This window comes from Williamsia sp. CHRR-6 (genome assembly GCF_018474015.1).
Classification (GTDB): domain Bacteria; phylum Actinomycetota; class Actinomycetes; order Mycobacteriales; family Mycobacteriaceae; genus Williamsia_A.
On the sequence record NZ_JAHCSG010000001.1, the window covers coordinates 88,769 to 114,790 of the forward strand.

General features: G+C 67.1%; 19 protein-coding genes. 11 read left to right on the forward strand and 8 right to left on the reverse strand.

The window, feature by feature from the left end; translation table 11 throughout:
• The first annotated feature begins 46 nt into the window (after positions 1-46).
• Both glgX and treY read left to right on the forward strand, forming a co-directional pair.
• Positions 47-2,503: a glycogen debranching protein GlgX gene (gene glgX / locus KIK15_RS00390; RefSeq protein ID WP_214242213.1), complete on the forward strand. Its 2,457-nt coding sequence runs from the start codon at positions 47-49 to the stop codon at positions 2,501-2,503.
• The gene (gene treY, locus KIK15_RS00395) at positions 2,503-4,842 is read left to right on the forward strand and encodes a malto-oligosyltrehalose synthase (RefSeq protein WP_214242214.1); all 2,340 of its coding nucleotides are present in this window, start codon (positions 2,503-2,505) and stop codon (positions 4,840-4,842) included. The genes glgX and treY overlap by 1 nt, the downstream gene beginning before the upstream one ends.
• On the opposite strand, the gene KIK15_RS00400 is transcribed toward treY, so the two are convergent.
• Positions 4,826-6,313: a mannitol dehydrogenase family protein gene (locus tag KIK15_RS00400; RefSeq protein WP_214243154.1), complete on the reverse strand. Its 1,488-nt coding sequence runs from the start codon at positions 6,311-6,313 to the stop codon at positions 4,826-4,828. The two genes, treY and KIK15_RS00400, sit on opposite strands and share 17 nt — an antisense overlap.
• 17 nt (positions 6,314-6,330) lie before the next feature.
• Complete coding sequence (locus KIK15_RS00405; protein ID WP_214243155.1) at positions 6,331-7,374, reverse strand: NAD(P)-dependent alcohol dehydrogenase; 1,044 nt, start codon at positions 7,372-7,374, stop codon at positions 6,331-6,333.
• Between the two features lie 124 nt (positions 7,375-7,498).
• On the opposite strand from KIK15_RS00405, the gene KIK15_RS00410 reads away from it, so the two are divergent.
• The 7 genes from KIK15_RS00410 to treZ all read left to right on the forward strand — a co-directional run bounded on the left by KIK15_RS00410 (position 7,499) and on the right by treZ (position 16,451).
• Entirely contained in the window at positions 7,499-8,518 is a 1,020-nt protein-coding gene (locus KIK15_RS00410; RefSeq protein WP_250323876.1) for a sugar-binding transcriptional regulator, read from the forward strand.
• A gap of 107 nt (positions 8,519-8,625) precedes the next feature.
• Positions 8,626-9,924: a sugar ABC transporter substrate-binding protein gene (locus KIK15_RS00415; RefSeq protein ID WP_214243156.1), complete on the forward strand. Its 1,299-nt coding sequence runs from the start codon at positions 8,626-8,628 to the stop codon at positions 9,922-9,924.
• Positions 9,925-9,929: 5 nt separating this feature from the next.
• Positions 9,930-10,898: a carbohydrate ABC transporter permease gene (locus KIK15_RS00420; protein ID WP_214242216.1), complete on the forward strand. Its 969-nt coding sequence runs from the start codon at positions 9,930-9,932 to the stop codon at positions 10,896-10,898.
• On the forward strand, positions 10,898-11,767 hold the full coding sequence (locus KIK15_RS00425; protein ID WP_214242217.1) for a carbohydrate ABC transporter permease: 870 nt from the start codon (positions 10,898-10,900) through the stop codon (positions 11,765-11,767). The genes KIK15_RS00420 and KIK15_RS00425 overlap by 1 nt, the downstream gene beginning before the upstream one ends.
• A gap of 133 nt (positions 11,768-11,900) precedes the next feature.
• Positions 11,901-13,010: an ABC transporter ATP-binding protein gene (locus KIK15_RS00430; RefSeq protein ID WP_214242218.1), complete on the forward strand. Its 1,110-nt coding sequence runs from the start codon at positions 11,901-11,903 to the stop codon at positions 13,008-13,010.
• Between the two features lie 188 nt (positions 13,011-13,198).
• Positions 13,199-14,587 (forward strand): xylulokinase, encoded by a 1,389-nt coding sequence (gene xylB, locus KIK15_RS00435; protein WP_214243157.1) that lies wholly within the window; start codon positions 13,199-13,201, stop codon positions 14,585-14,587.
• Positions 14,588-14,663: 76 nt separating this feature from the next.
• Positions 14,664-16,451 carry a malto-oligosyltrehalose trehalohydrolase gene (gene treZ, locus KIK15_RS00440; RefSeq protein ID WP_214242219.1) on the forward strand — a complete coding sequence of 596 codons (1,788 nt, stop codon included), beginning with the start codon at positions 14,664-14,666 and terminating at the stop codon, positions 16,449-16,451.
• Here the strand turns inward: treZ and ilvA are convergent.
• Both ilvA and KIK15_RS00450 read right to left on the reverse strand, forming a co-directional pair.
• Positions 16,425-17,768, reverse strand: a complete 1,344-nt coding sequence (gene ilvA, locus KIK15_RS00445) for a threonine ammonia-lyase IlvA (protein ID WP_214242220.1) — start codon at positions 17,766-17,768, stop codon at positions 16,425-16,427. The genes treZ and ilvA overlap by 27 nt on opposite strands.
• A gap of 81 nt (positions 17,769-17,849) precedes the next feature.
• Complete coding sequence (locus tag KIK15_RS00450) at positions 17,850-18,290, reverse strand: nitroreductase family deazaflavin-dependent oxidoreductase (RefSeq protein WP_214242221.1); 441 nt, start codon at positions 18,288-18,290, stop codon at positions 17,850-17,852.
• A gap of 131 nt (positions 18,291-18,421) precedes the next feature.
• On the opposite strand from KIK15_RS00450, the gene KIK15_RS00455 reads away from it, so the two are divergent.
• Positions 18,422-18,724 (forward strand): hypothetical protein, encoded by a 303-nt coding sequence (locus tag KIK15_RS00455; protein WP_214242222.1) that lies wholly within the window; start codon positions 18,422-18,424, stop codon positions 18,722-18,724.
• Here KIK15_RS00455 and dnaE read toward each other — a convergent pair.
• The 4 genes from dnaE to lspA form a co-directional block, all read right to left on the reverse strand.
• Positions 18,717-22,256, reverse strand: a complete 3,540-nt coding sequence (dnaE, locus tag KIK15_RS00460) for a DNA polymerase III subunit alpha (protein WP_214242223.1) — start codon at positions 22,254-22,256, stop codon at positions 18,717-18,719. The genes KIK15_RS00455 and dnaE overlap by 8 nt on opposite strands.
• A 212-nt stretch (positions 22,257-22,468) precedes the next feature.
• The gene (locus tag KIK15_RS00465) at positions 22,469-23,191 is read right to left on the reverse strand and encodes a hypothetical protein (protein ID WP_214242224.1); all 723 of its coding nucleotides are present in this window, start codon (positions 23,189-23,191) and stop codon (positions 22,469-22,471) included.
• Positions 23,188-24,114, reverse strand: coding sequence for an RluA family pseudouridine synthase (locus KIK15_RS00470; protein WP_214242225.1), 927 nt, complete (start codon positions 24,112-24,114; stop codon positions 23,188-23,190). The genes KIK15_RS00465 and KIK15_RS00470 overlap by 4 nt, the downstream gene beginning before the upstream one ends.
• A complete protein-coding gene (gene lspA, locus KIK15_RS00475) occupies positions 24,107-24,886 on the reverse strand; it encodes a signal peptidase II (protein WP_214242226.1) in 780 nt (259 codons plus the stop codon). Before lspA ends, KIK15_RS00470 begins: the two co-directional genes overlap by 8 nt.
• A gap of 193 nt (positions 24,887-25,079) precedes the next feature.
• Between lspA and KIK15_RS00480 the strand changes: the two genes are divergently transcribed.
• Positions 25,080-26,018 carry a hypothetical protein gene (locus KIK15_RS00480; RefSeq protein WP_307851667.1) on the forward strand — a complete coding sequence of 313 codons (939 nt, stop codon included), beginning with the start codon at positions 25,080-25,082 and terminating at the stop codon, positions 26,016-26,018.
• The last annotated feature ends 4 nt before the right edge of the window (positions 26,019-26,022 follow it).

The following is a 26,022-nucleotide window of genomic DNA, read 5'->3' on the forward strand; positions in this document are numbered from 1 at the left end:
CCACGCCGGGCGACTAGGGTTGCCTCATGACGTCGCGAGAGCACGAATGACCACAGCGCCCAGCGCAGGGCCGGAACCCACCGACCCGAAGGTCACCGACGCACCTGGTTCAGACACCTCTGCCACGCCGCTGATGGTGTGGCCCGGGACGGCCTACCCGTTGGGGGCCACGTTTGACGGTGCCGGGACCAATTTCTCGCTGTTCTCCGAGGTGGCCACCGCAGTCGAGCTGTGCCTGATCTCCGACGAGGGCACCGAGACCCGGATCCGCCTCGAGGAGGTGGACGGTTTCGTATGGCACTGCTATCTGCCTGCCGTCGCGCCTGGACAGCGCTACGGGTTTCGCGTCCACGGCCCCTACGACCCGGACCGCGGATTGCGTTGCGACCCATCCAAACTGCTACTCGACCCGTATGGGAAATCGTTTCACGGACACTTCGACGGCGATCGGTCGTTGTACTCCTACCCCATCGATCTGCCCGACATCGAGACCGACGGCGACGCAGGATCGAGCGATGTGGAGCCGACCAGTGTCGAGGCGGTCGATGGCCCCGGTTCCCACGTCACCGGAACCGACACCCACGCCACCACCCAGACCGAGACGGTCGACGCCGAATCCACCGACGCCGAATCCACCGAGGCCGATCTCCCCGAGTCCGGTACCAAGATCGCCGCCACCCCAGCCGAATCCGCGGGGACCATGAGCCTCGAGGAGGCCGAGACCCTGCCGGTGGAACCGGAGCGTCCGGAGCTGCCCGGCCTGGACTCGTTGGGCCACACGATGGTCTCGGTGGTGATCAACCCCTTCTTCGACTGGCAGAACGATCGTGCACCCAACCGCCCGTACCACGAGACGGTGATCTACGAAGCGCACGTGAAGGGCATGACCGCAACACATCCCGATGTGCCCGAGCAACTACGCGGCACCTATGCGGGGCTGGCCCACCCGTCGATCATCAACCACCTCAAGGGTCTTGGTGTCACCGCCATCGAGCTGATGCCGGTGCATCAGTTCATGCACGATCAGACCCTGCTCGACCAAGGGCTGCGAAACTACTGGGGGTACAACAGTTTCGGGTTCCTGGCACCACACGCCGACTACGCCATCCGCGGCCAGCTGGGAAATCAGGTGGCCGAGTTCAAGACTATGGTGCGGGCGTATCACGACGCAGGCATCGAGGTGATCCTCGACGTCGTCTACAACCACACCGCCGAGGGCAACCACCTGGGACCGACCATCTCGTTGCGGGGTATAGACAACGCCGCCTACTACCGCCTCGTCGACGGCGATCCGGCGATGTACATGGACTACACCGGAACCGGCAACAGCCTCAACGCCCGCCATCCCCACACTCTGCAGCTGATCATGGACTCGCTGCGGTACTGGGTGCTGGAGATGCACGTCGACGGGTTCCGTTTCGACCTCGCCTCCACCCTGGCCCGCGAACTGCACGACGTGGACAAGCTCTCGGCGTTCTTCGACCTGGTGCAACAGGATCCGGTGGTCAGCCAGGTCAAGCTGATCGCCGAGCCCTGGGACGTCGGTGAGGGCGGGTACCAGGTGGGCAACTTCCCGGGCCTGTGGACCGAGTGGAACGGCAAGTACCGCGACACCGTCCGCGACTACTGGCGGGGCGAGCCGGCCACGTTGGGCGAGTTCGCATCCCGGCTCACCGGGTCGTCGGACCTGTACGAGGCGACCGGTCGCCGGCCCAGTGCCAGCATCAACTTCGTCATCGCCCACGACGGATTCACCCTACGAGACCTGGTGTCGTACAACGAGAAACACAACGAGGCCAACGGCGAGGGCAACCGCGACGGCGAAAGCCACAACCGGTCGTGGAACTGCGGGGTGGAAGGCCCCACCGACGATCCGGCGGTCGAGGCGCTGCGGGCGCGCCAACAGCGCAACATCCTGGCCACCCTGGCCTTGAGTCAAGGCACCCCGATGATCGCCCACGGCGACGAGATGGGCCGAACCCAGTTGGGCAACAACAACGTCTACTGCCAGGACTCTGCTCTGTCGTGGATGGACTGGACCTTGGCGCAGACCAACGCCGACCTCGTCGAGTTCACCCGTCGCGCCTTCAAGCTGCGACGCCAGCATCCGGTGTTCCGTCGGCGCCGGTTCTTCGCCGGGCGTCCCATCCGCTCGGGCGATCAGGTCCGCGACATCGCCTGGCTCACCCCGTCGGCGCAGGAGATGACCGAGGCCGACTGGGACAGTGGATTCGGCAAGAGCCTGGCGGTGTATCTGAACGGCAACGGGATTCGCGAGAAGAATGCCCAGGGAAGCAAGGTGGTCGACGACAGTTTTCTCATGCTGTTCAACGCCCACCATGAGCCGATCGACTTCGTGGTACCCGGCGACTCCTACGGGTCGCACTGGGTGGGCGCACTCGACACCGCCACCGCCACCGGGAGCACCGAGGTGACTGCGTCGAGCGGGGCGACCGTGCGGGTGCGTGAGCGCTCGTTGCTGGTGTTACGCGCGCCCCGCTGATGCGCCCGATCCACGCCACCTATCGGGTGCAGTTGCACGCCGGGTTCACCTTTGCCGACGCCACCGCGATACTTCCCCATCTGCAGCGCCTGGGAGTGAGTCACCTGTACCTGTCGCCCATCGGGACTGCGATGGGCGGCTCGACCCATGGCTACGACTGGATCCCACCGGTCGAGGTGGCTGCCGTCCTCGGTGGAATCGAGGGTCTGCGGGCGCTGCGGACCGCAGGCCGCGACCACGACATCGGCCTGATCGTCGACATCGTGCCCAACCACACCGGGATCGACGATCCCCGCCAGAACATCTGGTGGTGGGATGTGTTGGGCAACGGTGAGGCCTCTCCCTACGCCGACTACTTCGACATCGACTGGGCGCCGGACAACGGGGCCGACGGCGCGATCGCTCTGCCGGTCCTGGGCTCGGCGGACGACCTGGCGGCCCTGTCGTTCGCCGAGGGTCCAAACGGGACAACGGAACTGGCCTTCTACGACCACCGGTTCCCCTTGGCGGCGGGTACCGACACCAGTGATCCGATCCGCGCCCACGATGCCCAGCACTATCGGCTGGTGCCGTGGGACAGCGGGGTGATCGGATACCGCCGGTTCTTCGCGGTGAACGGTCTGGCCGCGCTGCGACAGGAAGATCCTCGGGTCTACGACGCCACGCACATCATGCTGCGTCGGCTGATCGCCGAGGATCTCATCGACGGTGTGCGCGTGGATCACCCCGACGGTCTCACCGATCCGGTCGGATACCTGACCCGCCTGCGCGCCGACATCGGCCCGGATCGACTGCTGTGGATCGAGAAGGTGCTCGCCGTCGAGGAGGATCTCGATCCGGCGCTGCCGGTCGACGGCACCACCGGCTACGACGCCCTGCGGGTCCTCGACGGCGTGTTCGTCGACTCCGACGCCGAATCGGCGTTCGGTGAGGTGCACCGGCAGTGGACGGGAAACGACGGTGGGGCAACGTGGTTGGCCGAACACGAACACCAGGCGAAGCTGCAGACGCTCGCCGAGATGTTTCCCGCCGAACGCGCGCGGCTGATCCGATCGGTCCTGCAGGCCGCCCGCGATGACGGACACCTCGATCCCGCCGGCGTGCACCTGGGCGACCTCACCGAGGCCGTCGGGCAGGTCGTGGCCACCCTCGGGGTGTATCGAGCCGATTACCCCAGTCTGCGAGCGCGCTTGGACACCACCATCGCCCAGGTCGGCGACCGGATGCCAGGCCTGCGCCCGGCCCTACGGATGATCGCGCGCGCGGTGGGCGACGAGGGTGAGGCGTCGCAGCGGCTGGCGCAGGTCGGCGGCGCCACCACCGCCAAGAGCGTGGAGGACTACCTGTTCTATCGCACCGCGCGCCTGGTCAGCCTGCAGGAGGTGGGCGGAGACCCCGGTCGTTTCGGGGTGGAGGTGGCAGAGTTCCACGCGTTCAACGTGGCCCGGTCACGAGACTGGCCGTCGGCGATGACCACCCTGTCGACCCACGACACCAAACGCGGTGAGGACGTACGCAGCCGCATCGCCCTGCTCACCCATCACCCGGATCGTTGGCGGTCGTTGACCGACACGCTGCGCACTGCGACCGACGCCGGGGTGCTCGGCGAGATCGAGGGCACCACCGCACTGCTGTTGCTGCAGAACATGATCGGGGTGTGGCCCGCTCAAGGCGGCGTGGACGCGCCACGGCGTCGACGGCTACACGACTACGCCACCAAGGCGGCCCGGGAAGCGGGCATCATCACCGCCTGGACTGCGGTGGACGCCGCAGCCGAAGCCGCGATGCACGCCTGGATCGACGCGGTGATCGACGGCCCGGTGGGCGCCGAGGTGAGCCGACTGGTCACCGATCTGGGTCCTGAGATCGAGCGAACGAGTGTGGCCCACAAGGTTCTCAGCCTCCTCGTCCCCGGCGTCCCCGACGTGTACCAGGGCACCGAATGGTTTGAGGACAGCCTGGTCGACCCGGACAACCGTCGACCGGTCGACGTCTCGGCGAGCCCAGAGGTCAAGACCAGCGCGGTGCGCACCGCCCTGTCGGTGCGCCGCGCCCATCCCGAATCCTTCGGTGCCGCAGACAGTTATCGGCCACTCGCCGCTCGTGGCCGACAGGCACATCGGGTCATCGCGTTCCTGCGGGGCACCGACGTCGTGGTGATCACCTCCTGCCTACCGACCCTCGACCCCGACGACGACACCGCCGTCGACCTGCCACCGGGAAGGTGGCGACTGGTCGGGGCCACTGATCACCCCGAGCTGTCCGGATCGGCTCAGGTGTCGACGGTGTTGTGCGACAGGGCCGTTGCGTTGCTCGAGACGATCACGCCGAATCCTTGAGCAGCTCGTCCACCATCGCGCGGACACCCACCGTCCGCAGGCGCGCCAGCGCCCAGGTGTAGGGCTCGACGAACCCCGGTCGCTGGGCCAAGTCGCCGAACAGATCCGGGACCGACACGAAGGCCAGCGGCTCGTCGCGACTGCGTCGAGCCAACGGCACCAGCAGATCTCGCCGCTGATCGACGATCTCGATCGGTTCACCCTGCTCGTCGACGCCCTCGGCATATCGGGTCCAGGCCGCGATCACCGCCGCAGCGAATCGCACCGACCCGCCGGCATCGAGGCGCTGCGCCACCACCGGGACCAACCACTGCGGTATGCGGTCTGAGGATTCGGCGCACAACCGCGCGATGGTGTCGCCGATGGCGGGGTTGGCGAATCGCTCGATCAGCGTGTCGATGTATACGTCGAGGTCCACACCGGGAACCGCGGCCAGCGTCGGACGTCCCTCCTGCTGCATGTACGCACGTAACAGCCTCTGCACCAACGGATCCGCGGTGGCCTCGTCGACCTTGCGGTAGCCCATCAGGTAGCCGACGTAGCACAGCGTCTGATGCCCGGCGTTGAGCAACCGCAGCTTCATCAGCTCATACGGCGCGACGTCGGTCACCATCTGCACCCCCACCGCCTCGAAGGCCGGGCGCCCGGCGGAGAAGTCGTCTTCGAGAACCCACTGGGTGAACGGCTCGGCCACCACCGGCCACCGGTCGATCACACCGGTTCGGGCGGCCACCTCGTCGGCGAGGTCGGTCGGTGTGGCGGGGGTGATGCGGTCGACCATCGAGTTGGGGAAGCTGGTGTGCAGCTGCATCCATTCGGCCAGGGCAGGCTCCTGTGCTCGCGCGAAGGCCGTGAACACCCGCCTGGCCATGTGCCCGTTGCCGGGAATGTTGTCGCACGACATCACCGTGAAGGATGCGATGCCGCGGGCGCGACGCCGCCGCAGGGCCTCGGTGATCAGTCCGAACGTGGTGCGCGGGATCGCGTTCGGGACGAGATCGGCGGCCACGTCCGGCGCCGAGAGGTCGAACTCGCCGGTGGCACCGGAGATGTTGTACCCACCCTCGGTGACGGTCAGCGAGACGATGCGCGTGGTGGGTGCCGCCAGCGTCTCGATGACTTGCTCCGGATCGTCGGGGGCGAAGAGATAGTCCACGATCGACCCGATGACCGAGGTCTCGACCACGCCGTCGGGGTGTTTGAGGGTCAACGTGTAGAGCCCGTCTTGGGGCACCAGCGCGTCACGCATCCGCGCATCGCCCGGAAGCACACCGACGCCGCAGATCGACCACGGCGGCAACGGTGTCGCGGCGAGGAGACGATCGACGTACATCGCCTGATGCGCCCGATGGAACCCTCCGACCCCGAAGTGGACCATGCCACAGGGGTTCTGGCGCCTTCGGTAGGTCGGAACGGCGATCGAACCGATCTGGGGCAGATGCGCCTCGTCGAGGCGGACCGGCGAGGACATGTCACCCACGGCCTGGGTCATGATGTGTGCCTCTCGTCTGATGAAGCCCTGTTGCCCACGAGGCGCCCAGGGAAGACCACTGCCTTGATGCTGCCCGCCACGCGGTCGGCGTCGAGGGCATCAGCCACCTCGTCGAGCGCGAAACGCCCGGTGACCATCGCGTCGAGGTCGACCAGACCTGCGGTCACCAGCGCGGTGGCGGTGGGCCAGGTGTTGGCGTAGCGGAACACACCGGTGAGGACGAGTTCGCGGTTCTGCACGATCGACACCGGGATGGTGAGGTCGCTGGCGCCCATACCGACCAGGACGACCCGTCCACCAGGGCGCACCACGCCGATTCCGGTGGTGATGGCCGACGGCGCGCCGGAGGCGTCGACGAACGCGTCGACAGGCTCGAGTCCGACGACGTCGCCGGGACCGACGGTGGCCGTCGCACCGAAACGCGTGGCCGTCTCTCGGCGGGTGGAATCGATGTCGGACACCACGATCCGGGTGGCGCCGTGGGCTCGGGCGACCTGCGCGCAGGCCAACCCGATCGGGCCCGCTCCGGCGATCAGCACCGACCCGCCGACGGTGAGACCGGACTTGCCGATCGACGCGATCCCCACCGAGAGAGGTTCGAACAGCGCCGCAGCCACGTCGGTGACGGAGTCGGGCACCCGGTGGGCGAAGGCCGCACCGATGGTCGCGTACTGGGCCAGTGCACCGTCGATGGGGGGCGTCGCATAGAACTGCATGTGCGGACACAGGTGGTAGTCGCCGCGACGCGATTCGGCCGAATTCGGGTCGGGGCGTTGGGGTTCGATCGACACCCGCTCGCCGATCCGCGCCGGCGACACTCCCGCGCCCACCGCGACGATGCGCCCCGACGCCTCGTGACCGAGCACGATGGGGCCGGTCACCACGTGATCGCCGATGCGACCGTGGCGGTAATAGTGCGCGTCGGATCCGCAGACGCCGACTGCGGCGATCTCGACCAGGACGTCTCCGGGCCCGGGGGTCGGGACGGGCCGGGTCTGGGTCGCCACACGCCCGGTCTCCACCAGCACCGACGCGGTCATCGTGTCAGGAAGATGCGGATTCACCCCTGCGAGTGTTGTGTGCGTCACATTCCAGATGCTAGCGTACTGAACATATGAACCGCTAGTGAGCATATGCTCACCCTCGATGTGGAGGAGGTCGACGATGACCGCACCGCAGGCACCGCGGCAGACCCCGCCGTCACCGGGCGCCGGCGGCGACTCCGGCCACGACGTGCGGCTCCTGCTACGGGCTGCCACCATGTATCACCTCGAGGGGGCCACTCAGGCCGAGATCGCCGAGCGTCTCGGGGTGTCGCGCCCCACCGCCGGACGCCTCGTCGCCCGCGCGCGAGCCCAGGGTCTGGTCACCGTCTCGGTCACCGCTCCAGCTCACCTGCAGAACTCCATCCACCCCGACACCGAGCGGGCCCTCGAGCAGGCCTTCGGCCTCGACGAGGTTCTCATCATCGACTCCCCCGCCGACGGCACTCCATCGGGCGACGCCGCTCTTGGTCGAGCAGGCGCCTCGGTGCTGGCCCGCCGGGTCCATCCCACCGACACCTTCGGATTCACCTGGGGGCCGGAGCAGGTCGCCGTGGCCGACGCCCTGGCCACCCGCAACACCTCGTGCCGGCGAGTTGTCCAGATGGATGGATCGATGACCTCAGTCGACTACCAGACCGGTGTCGATCATGCGCTGACTCGTTTCGCCGAACAGCTTCGAGCCCAACCGATGCGACTGATCGCGCCGCTCTACGCCGACGCCGACACCGTGGCCGCCATGCGTCGCGACTCGGTGCTCTCGACCCCGCTGCGGGCTGCCGAGGATGCCGACATCATGCTTTTCGGCGTCGGATCGGTTTCCACGTCCACCACCTTGTTCGAGGGGGCGTTCATAGACAGCGCGGTTCTCGACGAACTGCTCGAGCTCGGCGCCGTCGGGGAGATAGGGGGACGGTTCTACGACATCGACGGACAGCCGGTCTCCTCCTCGCTGGCCGGTCGCACCGTGTCGGTACCGCTGGAACGCATCAACACCTGCGCCACCACCATTCTCGTCTCCGGTGGAACCCACCGGCAGGAATCGATTCTCGGAGCATTGCGCGGCGGGTTCGCGACCATCCTGGTCACCGATCTGCCCACCGCGAACTGGCTGCTCTCCGAACAGAAAGGTCAACGGTGACCGACAATCACGCCGCAACCGCGAACGCGATCGCACCGACCCGAGAACCACGGTCCCGACCACGACGACGCCGACGGACCGTGGCGGCGCTGCTGGCGACCGTCGCGATGATCGCCACCGGATGCGCGGGCGCCGGATCGTTCACCGACGGCGGATCCGGCGCTGTCACCATCGCACTGGTCTCCAATTCGCAGATGACAGATGCGATCTCGCTGTCCAATCAGTTCGAGCAACAGAATCCGGGGGTGCGTCTGAAGTTCGTCACGCTCTCGGAGAACGAGGCTCGCGCAAAGATCACCGCATCGGTGGCCACCGGCGGTGGCGAGTTCGACGTGGTGATGATCAGCAACTACGAGACCAAGATGTGGGCGCAGAACGGCTGGCTGGTCAACCTGTCGCCGTTCATGAACGCCGACCCGTCCTATGACGCAGCCGATTTCATCCCCACGCTCCGAGATGCTCTGTCGTACCGAGGTTCGATGTACTCCGCCCCGTTCTACGGCGAGTCCTCGTTCCTGATGTACAACAAGAAGATGTTCGCCGCGGCCGGGGTCACCCTGCCGGCGCAGCCGACGTGGCCACAGGTGGCCGAGGCGGCTCGAAAGCTCAACCGAGGCAAGGTCTCCGGGATCTGTCTGCGCGGCAAACCCGGATGGGGCGAGGTGCTGGCCCCGCTGAACACCGTCATCAACGCCTTCGGCGGTCGCTGGTACGACGAGAACTGGAACGCCCAACTCACCAGTCCCGAGGTGACCGAGGCGGTGACGTTCTACGTCGACACCGTCCGCAGGTACGGCGAACCGGGCGCGGCATCATCTGGCTTCCAGGAATGCGGAAATCTGTTGTCGCAGGGCCAGACCGCCATGTGGTACGACGCGACGTCGGCGGTGTCGGTGCTGGAGAGCCCAGACACCTCGACCATCGCCGGCGACGTCGGATACGCGCAGGCGCCGAGTATGGCCAAGGGTGCCAACGGCTGGCTCTACACCTGGTCGCTGGGTATCCCGTCGAGCAGCACGAAGAAGAACGACGCCTGGAAGTTCATCAACTGGATGACGAACAAGCGCTACATCGCCTATGTGGCAGCGAAACTGGGCCCCAGTCACGTTCCCCCCGGCAGCCGCCTGTCGACCTACCAGCTTCCGGAGTACCGGAAGATCTCGGCGGCCTTCGCCGAGCCCACCCTCTCGGCGATGAAGGCGGCCGACCAGCTCAAGCCGAGCCTGAAGCCGGTGCCCTACACCGGTGTGCAGTTCCTCGCGATCCCCGAGTTCCAAGACCTCGGTACTCGGGTCAGTCAGCAGATCAGCGCCGCGATCGCCGGTCAGATCAGCGTCGAGGCGGCCTTGAAGCAATCACAGATCTACGCCGAGGCAGTCGGCAAGACCTATCAGAAGGAGAGGTGAACAGCGTGGCCACCACACTTGCCGAACCCGGTCCCCCGCAGGACGTCGGCGAATCCAGCCGACCGCCCCGACTGAGGTCGAGGCGCGATCAGATCAGTCGTGCCGAAGGCTGGCGTCGACGCGGACCGCTGCTACCCGCGCTGATCTTCATGATCGTGGTCACCCAGATCCCGTTCCTGTTCACCCTCTATTACTCGACGCAGTCGTGGAACCTGGTCCGGCCGGGATCGCGAGAGTTCAACTGGCTCAACAACTACGTCGACGTCTTCCGCGACAAACAGTTCTGGTCGGTGACCGGTCACACCGTGCTGCTCATCGCGGGCACGGTCATCATCGCGGTGATCCTGGGTCTGGGGTTCGCATTGCTGCTCGACCGTTCGTTCGTGGGCCGCAACGTGGTTCGCACCCTGCTCATCACGCCGTTCCTCATCACCCCGGTCGCCTCGGCACTGCTGTGGAAGACCAGCCTGCTCTCGCCAACCAACGGATTGTTGCAATGGGCGCTGAGTCCGTTCGGGGTCACGACCGACTGGCTCACCGAGTACCCACTGGCCAGCGTGATGGCCGAGCTGGTCTGGCAGTGGACACCGTTCATGATGTTGCTCATCCTCGCGGGCCTGCAGTCGATGCCCAAGGACATCACCGAGGCCGCTCGTGTGGACGGTGCGAGCAGCCTGCGTCTGTTTCGTGAGCTGACGCTGCCGCACCTGCGACGGTTCATCGAACTCGGCACCGTGCTGGGCGCCATCTATCTGGTCAACACCTTCGACGCGGTTTACATGATGACCTCCGGAGGTCCGGGGGTGGCGAGCTCGAACCTGCCGTTCTACATCTATCAGCGCGCCTTCCTCGGCTTCGACATCGGACAGGCCGCCGCGATGGGCGTGGTCACCGTCGTCGCGACGATGGTCGTCGCCACCGCCGCCCTTCGCCTGATATTCACCAGTTTCAGCCCCACCGAGGAGTCGGTCTGATGGCCATCACCACACCCGTTCGCGCGCACCGCGACGACTCACCACGTCCCAGCCGCGCACGCAACCCGCGCGGCATCGCCCTGACCTGGCTCACCTGGATTCTTGCCATCGGGTTCTTCTTCCCGGTGCTGTGGATGGTGCTCACCGCGTTCAAGAAGGAGAGCGACGCCAACACCGATCCACCGACCTTCTTCTTCACCCCGACGCTGGAGCAGTTCCGCAACGCATTCGACGCGGGTATCGGTACGCCCTTGCTCAACTCCGTCTTCGCCACCGTCATGTCGACAGTCCTGGTGCTGGCGCTGGGCGTGCCGGCGGCGTTCGCGCTGTCGTTACGGCCGGTCCGCAAGACCTCCGATGCGCTGTTCTTCTTCATCAGCACCAAGATGTTGCCGATCGTCGCCGCGATCATCCCGCTGTACGTCATCGTCGGGAAGATCGGCATGCTCGACAACATCTGGACGCTGGTCGTGCTCTACACGGCGATGAACCTGCCCATCGCGATCTGGATGATGCGGTCGTTCTTCCTGGAGGTACCCGCTGAGTTGCTCGAGGCCGCAAGCATCGACGGCGCGAGCCTGTGGACCTCGGTCCGCGAGGTGAACCTGCCGCTCATCTCGCCCGGCATCGCGGCCACCGCACTGATCTGTGTCATCTTCTCGTGGAACGAGTTCTTCTTCGCGGTGAACATGACCGCGGTCAACGCCCAGACCATGCCGGTGTTCCTGACCGGGTTCATGTCCGGGCAAGGCCTGTACTGGGCGCAACTCTCTGCGGTGTCGGTGCTGGCGGCACTGCCGGTCGTCGTCTGCGGATGGATCGCCCAGAACAAGTTGGTCCGCGGCCTGTCCTTCGGTGCCATCAAGTGACGCCCCGCTGAGCCGACCATCGCGTGACCCCAGCCATCGCGTGACCCCAGCCATCCCGTGACACCGTGACCATCTGACCCGCTCACCGCGACCTCCCTTCGATTCCGATCCGCCTGCGACACAGGAGAACACCATGGCCTCGATCACCTACGACAAAGCGTGCTGCGTCTACCCCGGCGCCGACACGCTCGCAGTAGACTCCCTCGACCTCGACATCGCCGACGGCGAGTTCGTGGTCCTCGTCGGGCCGTCGGGATCGGGGAAGTCGACCGCGCTGCGCATGCTCGCCGGTCTGGAGGAGATCGACTCCGGGTCGATCAGCATCGGCGGCGCCAACATGGTCGGGGTCGCTCCGAAAGACCGCGACATCGCAATGGTGTTCCAGAATTATGCCCTCTACCCCAACAAGACCGTCGGGGAGAACATGGGTTTCGCGTTGAAGATGCGGGGCGTCGGCGTCGAGCAACGCAAACAAAAGGTCGCCGAGGCCGCGCGGCTGCTCGACCTCACCGACTTCCTCGACCGCAAGCCGGGCAAGCTGTCGGGCGGGCAGCGGCAGCGGGTTGCCATGGGCCGAGCCATCGTTCGTGATCCACGGGTGTTCTGCATGGACGAACCGCTGAGCAACCTCGATGCCAAACTGCGGGTGCAGACCCGCACCCAGATCGCGGCGTTGCAGCGACGCCTGGGCACCACCACCGTCTACGTCACCCACGACCAGGTGGAGGCGATGACGATGGGTGATCGGGTGGCCGTGCTGCGCAACGGCACCCTGCAGCAGTTCAGCACACCCACCGATCTCTACGACCGTCCCCGCAACGCCTTCGTGGCCGGGTTCATCGGCTCGCCGGCGATGAACCTGTTCTCGGCTCCACTGCACGATGAAGGGGTGTCCATCGCCGGGGCCACGATCGCCATCGAACGCTCGGCGCGCGCACAGCTCACCGGTCAGGGCCTGAGCACGGTGGTGGTCGGGGTGCGCCCAGAGTCGTTCTCCCTCAGCGATTCCGGTGATGGCGTGCCGGTCACGGTGAGCCTGCTCGAGGAGTTGGGCAGCGAGACCTATGTGTACGCAACCGTCGACGACCCGCGGGTGAGGACCATCGACGGGGATCCGGTCACCCTGGTCGCGCGCACCTCCCAGCGCCGTCCGGCCGCCATCGGCCAACAGATCCGGTTCACCCAGACCGAGTCCACCGTGCACCTGTTCCACCCGGACACCGGGGCCCGCCTCGTGGACTGAACACCCGGGGCTCGCACTCGGGCTTCGACAACCGCTGTTCGACAACCGTTGCTCGCCAACGCAGATCACTGCAGGCACCGTCGACGCCAGGTGGCACCGCGTAGCGTCACCGGAGAACGCTCGTGGCGGACAACCGCGGCGGTACGTCACACAACACCGTGAGGCGAGACAGCAGAGGAGGTGGCGTGGTGGGACTGGTGGCCGGGATCGATTCGTCGACCCAATCGTGCAAGGTGGTCGTCCGCGACAGCGATGACGGGCAAGTGGTACGCAGCGGACGCGCCCCTCATCCGGCTGGGACCGAGGTGGACCCGCGTGCCTGGGTGCGCGCGATGGAGGCGGCGGTCGCCGACGCCGGCGGGATAGACGACGTGGATGCGGTGTCGGTCGGCGCCCAGCAGCACGGCATGGTGTGCCTCGACAGCACCGGCCAACCGGTGCGAGATGCGTTGCTGTGGAACGATATCCGCTCCGCAGCGGCTGCGGAGGCGCTGATCGGCGAGCTGGGTGGCGCGGGTGAGTGGGCGCGTCGGGTGGGTGTGGTTCCGGTCGCCGCCATCACCGCCGCCAAACTGCGCTGGCTCGCCGACCACGAACCCCAGCACGCTGACGCGACTGCGGCGGTGTGTCTTCCGCATGACTGGCTCACCTGGCGGTTGAGCGGGTCGACAGACATCGCCACGTTGACCACAGACCGCAGCGACGCAAGCGGCACCGGGTACTTCTCGGCCCGGACCGGCGAGTACGACCCCGCTCTGCTGAGCCTGGCCATGCACGGTCGCACTCCGCTGCTCCCCCGCGTTGCGGGGCCGTCTGAAGTCGTCGGCCACACCGTCTCGGGCGCAGCGCTGGGACCGGGCGCCGGCGACAATGCGGCCGCAGCGTTGGGGGTCGACGCCGGCCCAGGCGACGTGATGGTGTCGGTAGGCACCTCGGGCGTGGTGTGCGCGGTCACCGACGTCGCCACCGCCGACGCCGACGGCTATGTCGCCGGGTTCGCCGACGCCACCGGCCATCAGCTGCCCCTGGTCTGCACGCTCAACGGCGCCCCGGTCCTGCAGACCATGGCGGCGCTGCTGGGCGTGACGCTCGACGAGTTCTCCGATCTCGCCCGCACGGCGCCCACCGGCGCCGACGGTGTCACCCTGATCCCCTACTTCGCCGGGGAGCGCACGCCGAATCTGCCCGACGCCCGGGCCGCCATCAGCGGGCTGTCGTTGCATTCCACAACACGTGCAAACCTGGCTCGAGCGACCGTCGAAGGTCTCCTGTGTTCGCTGGCCGACGGGCTGGAGGCGATCACCCGACACGGGGTGGGTGTCGAGAGGATTCTGCTCATCGGCGGTGGCGCACAGTCATCGGCAGTGCGAACGATGGCGCCGGCAGTGTTTGGCGTGCCGGTCTGGGTTCCCGATCCCGGTGAGTACGTCGCCGACGGCGCGGCCCGCCAGGCCGCATGGACACTCTCGGGTGGCACACGGCCCCCGGCGTGGCCGACCGCGGGCGGGCGGGAGTTCACGGCCGATCCGACGCCTGAGGTACTCGACCGGTACCGGGCGGCCCGCCCGATCGGCTGACCTCGTTCGGTCCCACGCATCGAATCGGCATCGGGCACGCCCACCATCGCCACGGCCCAGCCGTTACCGTCGACGCATGGGCACAGACGACGACTACGCAGTGTGGGCACCGAACGCACGACAGGTGATCCTCGTGCTGGACCGAACCGATCCGGGGCGCGAGGCGGTCGAGGTGGCCCTGCACGCCGACCTCGGGTGGTGGCGACTGCCCGACGACGCTCCCGAGATCGCTTCGGAGGTGGCGCGTTACGGGTATCGCATCGACGACGATCCCACTGTGCTGCCCGATCCGCGCTCGCCGCGCCAACCCGACGGCGTACACCGGCGCTCCGCACCCTTCGATGCAGGCGCCTTCGACTGGTCAGATTCGGCGTGGACCGGTCGGTCGGTGGCCGGCGCCGTCCTCTACGAACTGCACATCGGAACCTTCACTGCTCCAGGCACCTTCGACAGCGCCATCGAACGCCTCGATCATCTGGTGGCCCTGGGCGTGCAGTTCGTGGAGGTGATGCCCATCAACGCGTTCAACGGCACCCACAACTGGGGCTACGACGGCGTCGGCTGGTATGCCGTGCACGAGAACTACGGCGGCCCAGCCGGATTCCAACGTTTCGTCGATGCCTGCCACCGCGTCGGGATCGGCGTGATCCTCGATGTGGTCTACAACCACCTCGGGCCCTCGGGCAACTACCTGCCGCGCTTCGGCCCCTACCTCACCGACGGCGCGAACACCTGGGGACAGTCACTCAACCTCGACCGCGCACAGTCCGACCCCGTGCGCGCCTTCGTCATCGACAACGCCGTGCGGTGGATGCGCGACTTCCACGTCGACGGACTGCGGCTCGACGCCGTCCACGCCCTGGTCGACGCAACGGCGGTGCACCTGCTCGAGGAGTTGGCGATTCGCACCGAGGCATTGTCGACAGAGTTGGGTCGCCCACTGTCGCTGATCGCCGAGAGCGACCTCAACGATCCACGACTGGTGACCGCGCGTTCACTGGGCGGGTACGGGCTCACCGCACAGTGGGACGACGACGTCCATCACGCCATCCACACCGCGGTGTCTGGTGAAAGGCAGGGCTACTACTCCGATTTCGGCAGCTTCGAGTGTCTGGCTACGGTGTTGACCGGTGGCTTCTTCCACGCCATGACCTACTCGTCTTTTCGCCGACGTCGGCACGGACGCCCGATCGACCCCGATCGGGTGCCCTCCACCGCGATGGTCGTCTACACCTGCAATCACGATCAGATCGGCAATCGCGCCGTCGGGGACCGACCCACCGCCTACCTCGACGATGGACAGGTTGCCATCAAAGCGGCCCTGGTGCTCACCTCCGCCTTCACCCCGATGCTGTTCATGGGTGAGGAGTGGGGCGCTCGAACACCGTTTCAGTTCTTCACCTCTCACCCGGAGCCGGAACTGGGTCGGGCCACCGCTGACGGCCGCAAAGCGGAGTTCGCCGACCACGGTTGGGCCGCGGCCGATGTACCCGACCCCCAGGATCGGGCGACCTTCGAACGGTCACACCTGGACTGGTCTGAACTCGACCGAGGCGAGCACCGACGGATCTTGGAGTTCTACCGAGCACTGATCGCGTTGCGCGAGGACTACCCGCAGGATCTGCGCGCCAACGACTTCCGTTCCACCCGAGTCGAGTTTGATTCCGACGCAGGCTGGTTCATCGTCCACCGCGGTTCGGTGGTGGTGGCGTGTGTGTTGGGTTCCGATCCGGCCCGGATCCCCGTCGACATCGATCCGCTGCTGAGCTGGGTCCCGGTGCGGGTGGGCGCCGATGGCATCGACTCACCTGGACACAACGTGGTGATCGGACGGCGCTCAGGTGAGGTAGCGGTAGGCAGGTGAGCCCGGTTCGAGGCGCTCGGTCGTGAGCCGCGACTGCTTCATACGTTCGAGCAACGTGGGCAGACCAGCCGCCGAAGCGAGCTCGATACCGACGAGAGCGGCGCCGACCTCACGGTTGTTGCGTTTGACGTACTCGAAGAGCGTGATGTCGTCGTCGGGCCCGAGGACCTCGTCGAGAAACCCCCGCAACGCTCCGGGCTCCTGCGGGAAGTCGACGAGGAAGTAGTGCTTGAGTCCGCGGTGCACCAACGATCGTTCGATGATCTCGCCGTAGCGGGACACGTCGTTGTTACCACCGGAGAGCAGACACACCACCGAGGTGTCCGGTGCGATCGTGATCTCATCCAGTGCCGACACCGACAGCGCCCCAGCAGGTTCGGCGATGATCCCGTCGTCCTGATACAGCTCGAGCATGGTCGAACACAGCGCGCCCTCGTCGACGTGCATCACGTGGGCACTGCCCGCGGGCAGCGGGCCGGAGCCGGCCACCGTGCGATCATTCGGCAGGTCGGGGTGGTCGGCCACCGTCGGCGAGAGAGCGGAGATCACCGAGAAGCACAGGTTCCCCACCCGTTTGACCGCCGCACCGTCGACGAAGGAGTTGATCTCCGACAGCGTCACCGGTTCACCGGCGAGCAGTGCTGCGGCCAGCGACGGTGCGCCCGTCGGCTCGACCCCGATGATGGTGACGTCCTCGCGCAGTGACCGCAGGTACGTCGTCATCCCCGACAGGCAGCCACCACCGCCCACCCCGACGATCACGACGTCGGGTACGTGGCCGAGTTGTTCGACGATCTCCACCGCGATCGTGCCCTGCCCGGCCGCGGTGCGGGGATCGTCGAACGCGTGGATCCAGGAGGCCCCGGTGGCGGCGACGTCGGCCAGTGCTGCGGTGGCCGCCGCGTCGTAGGTGGGGCCGGTGGCGATGAGTTCGATGGCGTCGCCGCCGTGCCATCGGATGCGGTCGCGTTTCTGTTTGGGCGTGGTGGTGGGCACGTAGATGCGTCCGCGGATACCCATTGCGCGACAGGCGAACGCAACTCCCTGCGCGTGGTTGCCGGCGCTGGCGGCCACCACCCCGGCCGCACGCGCGCCCTCGTCGAGGAGGGCGATCGAGTTGTAGGCGCCGCGGATCTTGTATGACCGCACCGACTGCAGGTCCTCGCGCTTGAGATAGACCTGCGCCCCGGTCCGCGCCGACAGTCGGCCGTTGATCTGCAGCGGCGTGCGCGCCACCACGTCACCGATTCGTCGGGCGGCGGCGCGGATGGCATCGGCATCGAGCACCGGAGACTGCACGGAAGTCGGGTTGGTCACCGGCCCATCGTCTCACCACCGAGCCGCCGCATCACGCGCAGGAGCATCCGGTACACCGATGTCGCGAACGGACCGCCGACATCAGTTCTGGACGGGTTCGAGCACGAACACCGGGATCGAGCGATCGGTCTTGGCCTGGTAGTCGGCGTAGGGCGGATAGGCCGCAACGGCACGCTCCCACCACAGGGCTTTCTCGGCACCGTCGACCTCGCGGGCCACCATGTCGAACACCTGCTCGCCGTCGCGCAGCTCAACCCGGGGATGGGCGATGACGTTGTGGTACCAGACCGGGTTCTTCGGTGCGCCGCCCAGTGAGGCGACGGCCGCGTAGGCGCCGTCGTGTTCGACTCGCATGAGCGGGGTCTTGCGCAGCTTTCCGGTCTTGGCCCCGACCGAGGTGAGCAGCACCACCGGCATGCCGTTGAGCTCGGTCGCCTCGGTACCGCCCGAGTTCTCGATTCGTTCGGCCTGATCGCGAGCCCAATCACTGGTACTCGGTGCGTATTCGCCCTCGAGTGGCATCGTTGCTCCTTCGTTTCCTCGCCGCTGATGGGCGGCACGTACCCCGAAGTTCGGCTATCCGAACTCTGAGGTGTAGGGTGACCTATTCTTGCGAGGTCAGCTGTACACGCCCACCGGATCGAGTCCGTCGGATGACCACACCGAGCCAGTCGCCGCCAATCTCACGCACCCCCGAGGATACGTCGCGCACGATGCTCGTCGCGGGTGTGGCGTGGCCGTTGTACAAGGTGCGCACGCTCGTTATCGGTGCGCTGACCGCTCTGCTCGCGTTCGCGATGACCGGATCGGGTGAGGTGACCGCGTGGGCGGTCGTGGTTGCGGTGGGGCTGTGCTGGTGGCTACGGCATCCGGCGGTCGCCCGGCCGTGGCCGAACCCCACCGACCGCACCCCTGGCGCCGGTGGCGGCGCCGGGGGCGACATCACCGTCAGCTGAGACAGCTGGGTCCCAGCAGGGCCTTCAGGTCACCCATCAACGCCGAACTCGGGGTCACCCGCAACTTCTCGTCGAGGCGCAGCGTGGTCGAGGAGTCACCGCTGGTCAACCGCACGTGGACGTCAGCTGTTCCGGGATGGCGACTCAACACCTGCTTGAGCGCAGTGACCCGGTCCTGGGTGCACAGCCGAGTCGACATCGTCAGCGCCACCGGTTTGGACGCACCCGCCTGCGAGAGATCAGGCACCGCAAGGTCATTGGCGTTGATCATCATCGACTCGTCCCGGAAGCTGACACGCGCCTTGATGAGCACCACCGCGTCGGCCACGATGTCCATCCCGTAGGCCTGGAAGGCACGCGGGAAGAAGTAGACCTCCACCCCACCAACCATGTCCTCGAGGGTGACCACCGCGTAGGGCTCACCCTTCTTGTTCACCCGTCGGGTGACCGCGGAGATGATCCCGCCGATGACGATCTGTGCCCCGTCGGCGACGTTGCGCTCGAGCAGGGCCGAGATGGAGGTGTCGGTCTGAGCCGAGATGACGTGCTCCACACCGGCGAGGGGATGCCCGGACACGTACAGTCCCAACATCTCTCGTTCCAGCGCGAGCTTGTGCTTGGTATCCCATTCCTCCTCGGGCACCTTCACCGCGAACACGTCGTCGAGCACTCCCACATCGGTACCCACGTCGCCGAACAGGTCGAACTGACCGATCGCCTCGGCCTTCTTGGTCCCGAGCACTGCGTCCACAGCGTCGGAGTGGATGAGGTAGAGCCCCTTGCGGGGATGGCGCAGGGAGTCGAACGCCCCTGCCTTGACCAGTGATTCGGTCACCTTCTTGTTGCACGCGGTGACGTCGATCTTGCCGAGGTAGTCCGAGAAGCTGGTGAACTTCCCCTTTTCCTCCCGCGCGGCGATGATCGCCGAGACCACGTTGGTGCCCACGTTGCGCACCGCAGCCAATCCGAACCTGATGTCGCCGCCGACTGCGGCGAAGTTGCGCTGTGACTCGTTGACATCCGGTGGGAGAACCGTGATCCCGAGCTTGCGGCAGTCGGCGAGGTAGATGGCGGCCTTGTCCTTGTCGTCGCCGACCGAGGTGAGCAGACCGGCCATGTACTCGGCGGGGAAGTTGGCCTTGAGGTAGGCGGTCCAGAACGACACCAACCCGTAGCCGGCGGCATGGGACTTGTTGAAGGCGTACCCGGCGAACGGAAGCACGGTGTCCCACAGCGCTTTGATGGCGGGCGCCGAGAACCCGTTGCCGCGCATACCTTCTGCGAAACCCTCGTAGGCGTCGTCGAGGATCTCCTTCTTCTTCTTGCCCATCGCGCGGCGCAACAGATCGGCCTGGCCCAGCGAATAACCCGCCACCTTCTGAGCGATCTGCATGATCTGCTCCTGGTAGACGATCAGACCGTAGGTGTCGGCCAGGATCTCCTTGAGCGGTTCTTCGAGTTCGGGGTGGATGGGCGAGACCTCTTGGCGCCCGTTCTTGCGGTCGGCGTAATCGTTGTGGGCGTTCATGCCCATCGGGCCGGGGCGATAGAGCGCGAGCACCGCCACAATGTCCTCGAACCCGGTCGGCTGCATGCGCTTGAGCAACTCGCGCATCGGCCCACCGTCGAGTTGGAACACCCCCAGGGTGTCGCCACGAGCGAGCAGGTCGTAGGTCTTGGGGTCGTCGAGAGGTGCTGCGTCGGTGTCGAAGTCGATGCCACGGTTGGTCTTGATGTTCTCGATCGCATCGCCGATGACGGTGAGGTTGCGCAGACCGAGGAAGTCCATCTTCAACAGACCCATCGCCTCACACGAGGGATAGTCGAAGCCGGTGATGATCGCGCCGTCCTGGGCGCGTTTCCACACCGGGATCGCCTCGGTCAACGGTTCCGAGGACATGATCACCGCACACGCGTGGACACCAGCGTTGCGGATCAAGCCCTCGAGGCCCAAGGCGGTGTCGTAGATGCGCTTGACGTCGGGATCGGTCTCGATCAGGCCGCGCACCTCGGCGGCCTCGTTGTAGCGCTCGTGGTCGGGATCGGTGATGCCGGCGACCGAGATGTCCTTGGCCATGATCGGCGGCGGCAACGCCTTGGTGATGCGGTCGGCGATGGCAAATCCGGGCTGCCCGAACTGCACGCGCGCCGAGTCCTTGATGGCCGCCTTGGTCTTGATGGTGCCGAAGGTGATGACCTGGGCCACCTTGTCGCTCCCCCACCGTTCGGTGGCGTAACGCACCATGTCACCACGGCGGCGATCGTCGAAGTCGATGTCGATGTCGGGCATCGACACGCGCTCGGGGTTGAGGAACCGCTCGAAGAGCAGGCCGTAGGGAATGGGGTCGATGTTGGTGATGCCCAGCGCCCACGCCACCAACGAACCGGCTGCCGACCCACGGCCGGGGCCCACCCGGATCCCCACCTCGAGGGCGTGGCGGATGAGGTCACCGACGACGAGGAAGTACGCAGGGAACCCCATCTGGATGATGACGTCGAGTTCGTAGTCGGCGCGACGGACGTACTCCTCGGGTACCGGGCCGTCGGGAAAGCGCCGCGCCAGACCAGATTTCACCTCGCGACGCAGCCAGCTGTCCTGCGTCTCGCCCTCCGGGACCGGGAACACCGGCATCCGATCGCGGTGGGCGAACACCTCGGCGTAGTCGCCGATGCGCTCGCCGATCTCCACGGTGTTGTCACACGCCCCGGGGACCACGTGATCCCACTGCGCACGCATCTGGGCAGCGGACTTGAGGTAGTAGCCGTCGCCGTCGAACTTGAAGCGGGTGGGATCGGAGAGGGTCTTTCCGGTCTGGATGCACAGCAGCGCCTCGTGGGTGGCGGCGTGATCCTTCTCCACGTAGTGGCAGTCGTTGGTGACGATCGGCTTGATACCGAGCTTGCGGCCGATGTCGAGCAGGCCGTCCCGAACGCGACGCTCGATCTCGAGGCCGTGCTCCATCAACTCGAGGTAGAAGTTGTCCTTGCCGAAGATCTCCTGCCACTTGGCCGCCGCCTCCAACGCCTCGCGCTCGTGGCCGAGCCGCAGTCGGGTCTGCACCTCACCCGACGGACAACCGGTGGTGGCGATGATGCCTTCGGCGTGGGCGGCGATGAGATCGGCGTCCATCCGGGACCACTTGCCCAGCTGACCTTCGATGGACGCCATCGAGGACAGGGTGAACAGGTTGCGTAGTCCGGTGGCGTTCTCGGCCACCATCGTCATGTGGGTGTAGGCGCCGCTACCGGAGACGTCGTCGCTCTTCTGGTCCCGATCGCCCCACAGGACACGTTTTGTGTCAAAGCGTGAACCCGGCGCGATGTAGGCCTCGATCCCGATGATCGGTGTGATGCCCGACTTCTTGGCCACCGTGTAGAACTCACTGGCGCCGAACATGTTGCCGTGGTCGGTCATGCCCAGCGCCGTCATCCCCAACCGCTGCGCCTGCGCGAACAGTGGCGCCACCTTCGCCGCCCCGTCGAGCATCGAGTACTCGGTGTGATTGTGAAGGTGGACAAAGGATTCCGACACTATCGACCTCTCGATGACGCTGGTGGGCAACCGGCCCGGATCGGCTGCCCCGACGGCCCCACGCGAGGACCGACGAAGCCGCGACGATCATTGGTCTGGCTGCCCCAGTCTAGGGGCAGCCACCGTCGTCGTCGGGTTGCCACACCCGGCTCGACACCACCGGTCGGCCGCCACGCCGCGCGACACGCCGACGTCAGTCGCCGGAGCGGAATTCAGGCCGGAGGCACCGGGCCGGTGTCCACCGATGGGCCCACCCGCCCGGTCGTCTCCGGCAGCAGCGGCACCACCGCGAAACGTCCACCTGCGGCATCGGCAGGCAGCACCTCGACCGCCCGGACCTGCGGACGCGCTGCGAGCTGCCGCAGCGTCGACGGCAGTCCACGAACCACCAGCGCCACCACACACGCGCAGTCGCCGGAGAGGCGACGGACCACCAGTCGCGCGATCGCCGCACTGCGCGCGGTGTCGGGGTCGGGGGCAGGAGCAGGGCGGTCGCCGGCGGTGCTCGGGTTGGCAGACACCGCGTCTGCCTGCGCGTCCGACACCGCCTGACCACGGGCCAGGTCGAGTGATCGACGGATGTCGGTCACCGGGACCAGCAGCGTCGGCGTGGCCACCTGCGGCACCGCGACGTGGAACGCCACCTGCGACCGCATGGTCCCCGAGGTGACCGCCCAGGCGGCTTCGTCGTCGAGACCGGCGCGCAGCGACACCAACGCCCATCGGGCACCGGCACGAGCCCCGGCCAGCGACGCGGACGACTGTGACAGATACTCCTCGACCAGTTGCCCGTTCTCCGGTCCGAGCCGATCGGTCCCGACGGCAGGACGTGCGGGCGGATGGGTGAGGCCGACGACGTAGAGCAGACCCACGAACACCGCCGACACCACCACGACCACGATCGGGATGCGCCCGCAGCCGAGCAGCCGGCTCACCCGGCCCGCAGGAGATCCAACGCACCCCGCAGATCATCGGGGTACGGGCTGGTGAACTCGACGGCGCGACCATCGGCGGGATGGGCGAAGGACAACGCCCGCGCATGCAGCCACTGTCGCTGCAGACCGAGCCGCCGCGCGAGCACGGGGTCGGCTCCGTAGGTGAGGTCCCCGCAGCACGGATGGTGCAGGGCGGAGAAGTGCACCCGAATCTGATGGGTCCGACCGGTCTCCAGGTGGACATCGAGAAGGCTTGCCGCAGCAAACATCTCGAGGGTGTCGTAGTGGGTGACGCTGGGCTTGCCCGCGGTGGTCACCGCAAACTTCCACTCACTGCCCGGGTGACGCCCGATGGCCGCGTCGATGGTGCCCGAGGACGGATCGAGGTGACCTTGCACCAGCGCGTGATAGCGCTTGTCCACCGTGCGTTCCTTGAAGGCGCGTTTGAGCAGCGTGTAGGCACGTTCGGACACCGCCACCACCATCACCCCGGATGTCCCCACGTCCAAGCGGTGCACGATGCCTTGGCGTTCGTGCGCCCCCGAGGTGGAGATGCGAAAGCCCGCGGCGGCCAGTCCACCGATGACCGTGGGCCCGGTCCAGCCCACCGAGGCGTGGGCGGCCACGCCGACCGGCTTGTCCACCACCACGATGTCGTCGTCGGCGTAGAGAACGTCCATGTCTTCGACGGCCAAGACCGGGTTCTCGAGTTCTCGGGCCGGCTCGGGCAGGGTCACCTCCAGCCAGGAACCTGCGCTGAGCCGGTGCGACTTGCCCGCCGCGACACCGTCGATGCTGACATCGCCATCGTCGGCCAGCGCGGCGATGACTGTGCGAGAGAGCCCGAGGATGCGGGAGACCCCCGCATCCAGGCGCATCCCGTCGATGCCGTCGGGAACCGGCATGGAACGACTTTCACGCATCCGGCGAGCCGTTCGGCGACGGGGTAGCCGCGTTCGGGGTGGGCGATTTGGGGGTGGGCATTTGCGGGGTGGGCGATTTCGGGGTGGTCGCCTCAGGCGTCCCCGCGATGTTCGATGCCGCAGCGGCCGAGTCGGATTCAGTCTTCGGTGAGCGCCCAGAGGGTGTGCGGGTGCCGTCGAGTTCCACGCCGAACAGGGTCAGGGCCACCAGCAGCACCGCCCCGCACACCACGGCCGAGTCGGCGATGTTGAACACCGGCCACCACCCCACCGAGATGAAGTCGACGACGTGACCACGTAGCGGTCCGGGCGATCGGAAGATGCGATCGATGAGATTGCCCAGCGCACCGCCGAGTATCAGCCCCAGTCCCACTGCCCACCAGGCCGAGCGCAGCCGATTGGCGAAGCGGATGATCACGCCCACCACGATCAGCGCGACGATCGTCAGCACCCAGGTGTATCCGGTGGCCAACGAGAACGCTGCACCACTGTTGCGCACCTGGGTCAGGGTGACCGTGTCACCGATGATCTCGATGGGGTCGGTGGCCTTGATGGTTGCCACCACGACCATCTTGGTCACCAGATCCAGGATCAGTGTCACCCCGGCGACCAGCGGCAACAGGCTGACGATCCCGGGCCGTCGACCTCCGCGCACGGCGGACGCGGCCGGCGAGTTCGGGGCGGCAACAGTCGGGGCGGCAACAGTCGGGGCCGCGTCGTCGGAGTCGGCGCGGGCGTGGCTGGTGGAGAGGTCATCGGGGTCGGTGCTCACCCCGCCATTGTCCACGACGCCAAGCCCGCCGACGCCGACGGCCGACGTGCCGGCACCCACGACCTCCCAGCGAGCGTCTGCCGACAGTCGGCACCGATAGCCTCGAGTAGTGATCGATGTCCGCCCCTCCACCACACCCGTCTCGACTGGCGGGCACAACTCAGCACACTCCGGCCGTCCGCGGTGTGAGGTCGTGGCGGCGTTGCTCGCCGTGGCGGCGACGGCGCTGACCGCGTGTGGTTCCGGTGGCTCGGAATCGACGGCGAGCAGTCGCGCCACTACGTCGAGCACGAGTGCGGGCTGCACCACCGACTCGACGGTCAACGCGCCTGCGGTGTCTCTGCTCCCGATTCCGCCTGCCGCGGTCACCGTCGACGATCCGGGCGTCGAACCACGGGTCGTCACAGCCGCATCCGCCGACAACACCTCGCCACAGCGCGTGGTGCTACGCACGTCGTCGACCTCGACGAGCGCAGGACCCGGCCGTCCGGCGGAGAACAGAGACCAGAGCGTCGAGCTGGGTCTGACCGCACGCTTCCTGTGCACCGATCCCACCGACGTCGAGCTGGCGCTCGATTCGGCCACGTCGCCCGAGCCCGGATTGGCGTCGTCGCTGCGTAAGGTCGTCGGTTCTCGGGCCGGACTGGCGGTGGCCAGTGGTTCGGTCCCGGGGGCGCTTCGGCTGCTGCCCGCCGCCGAGGCCGACGATGCGGCCCGATCGGCGGTCGAGCAGTCACTGCTGCAGGCGCTGACCCAGTCGGTGACGTTGCCGACGGTGCCCATCGGAGTGGGTGCCCGCTGGCGCGCGGTCCGCACGGTGTCGGGCGGGGCGACCGTCACCCAGACCCTCACCGCGACGCTGCGGGCCCGCTCCGGCAACCGACTGACCGTCGACGTGGCCATCGACGAGGAACCGGTGAACTCAGTGTTCGTGGTGCCAGGGACCGACACCACCCTGACCATCGCCGCCTACAGCTCCAGCGGAACCGGAACCGTCACCCTCGACCTGTCCCGCGGCCTCCCGGTCGACGGCGGCCTGACCGTCTCGGGCGGACGTTCACTCGTCGGCGCCGACCCGAATGCTCCGCTGCTGCAGCGGACCAGCTTCTCGGCGCGCTGGCAGAGCCGCTGACCGA

Coding starts and splice junctions, on each gene's coding strand:
- KIK15_RS00410 (WP_250323876.1), top strand. CDS start 7,499: ATGACCGCACCGCAGGCACCGCGGCAGACCCCGCCGTCACCGGGCGCC.
- treY (WP_214242214.1), top strand. CDS start 2,503: ATGCGCCCGATCCACGCCACCTATCGGGTGCAGTTGCACGCCGGGTTC.
- KIK15_RS00450 (WP_214242221.1), bottom strand. CDS start 18,290: ATGCCACTCGAGGGCGAATACGCACCGAGTACCAGTGATTGGGCTCGC.
- KIK15_RS00470 (WP_214242225.1), bottom strand. CDS start 24,114: ATGCGTGAAAGTCGTTCCATGCCGGTTCCCGACGGCATCGACGGGATG.
- KIK15_RS00455 (WP_214242222.1), top strand. CDS start 18,422: ATGACCACACCGAGCCAGTCGCCGCCAATCTCACGCACCCCCGAGGAT.
- KIK15_RS00405 (WP_214243155.1), bottom strand. CDS start 7,374: ATGACCGCGTCGGTGCTGGTGGAGACCGGGCGTGTGGCGACCCAGACC.
- KIK15_RS00430 (WP_214242218.1), top strand. CDS start 11,901: ATGGCCTCGATCACCTACGACAAAGCGTGCTGCGTCTACCCCGGCGCC.
- treZ (WP_214242219.1), top strand. CDS start 14,664: ATGGGCACAGACGACGACTACGCAGTGTGGGCACCGAACGCACGACAG.
- KIK15_RS00400 (WP_214243154.1), bottom strand. CDS start 6,313: ATGTCCTCGCCGGTCCGCCTCGACGAGGCGCATCTGCCCCAGATCGGT.
- KIK15_RS00425 (WP_214242217.1), top strand. CDS start 10,898: ATGGCCATCACCACACCCGTTCGCGCGCACCGCGACGACTCACCACGT.
- glgX (WP_214242213.1), top strand. CDS start 47: ATGACCACAGCGCCCAGCGCAGGGCCGGAACCCACCGACCCGAAGGTC.
- KIK15_RS00415 (WP_214243156.1), top strand. CDS start 8,626: ATGATCGCCACCGGATGCGCGGGCGCCGGATCGTTCACCGACGGCGGA.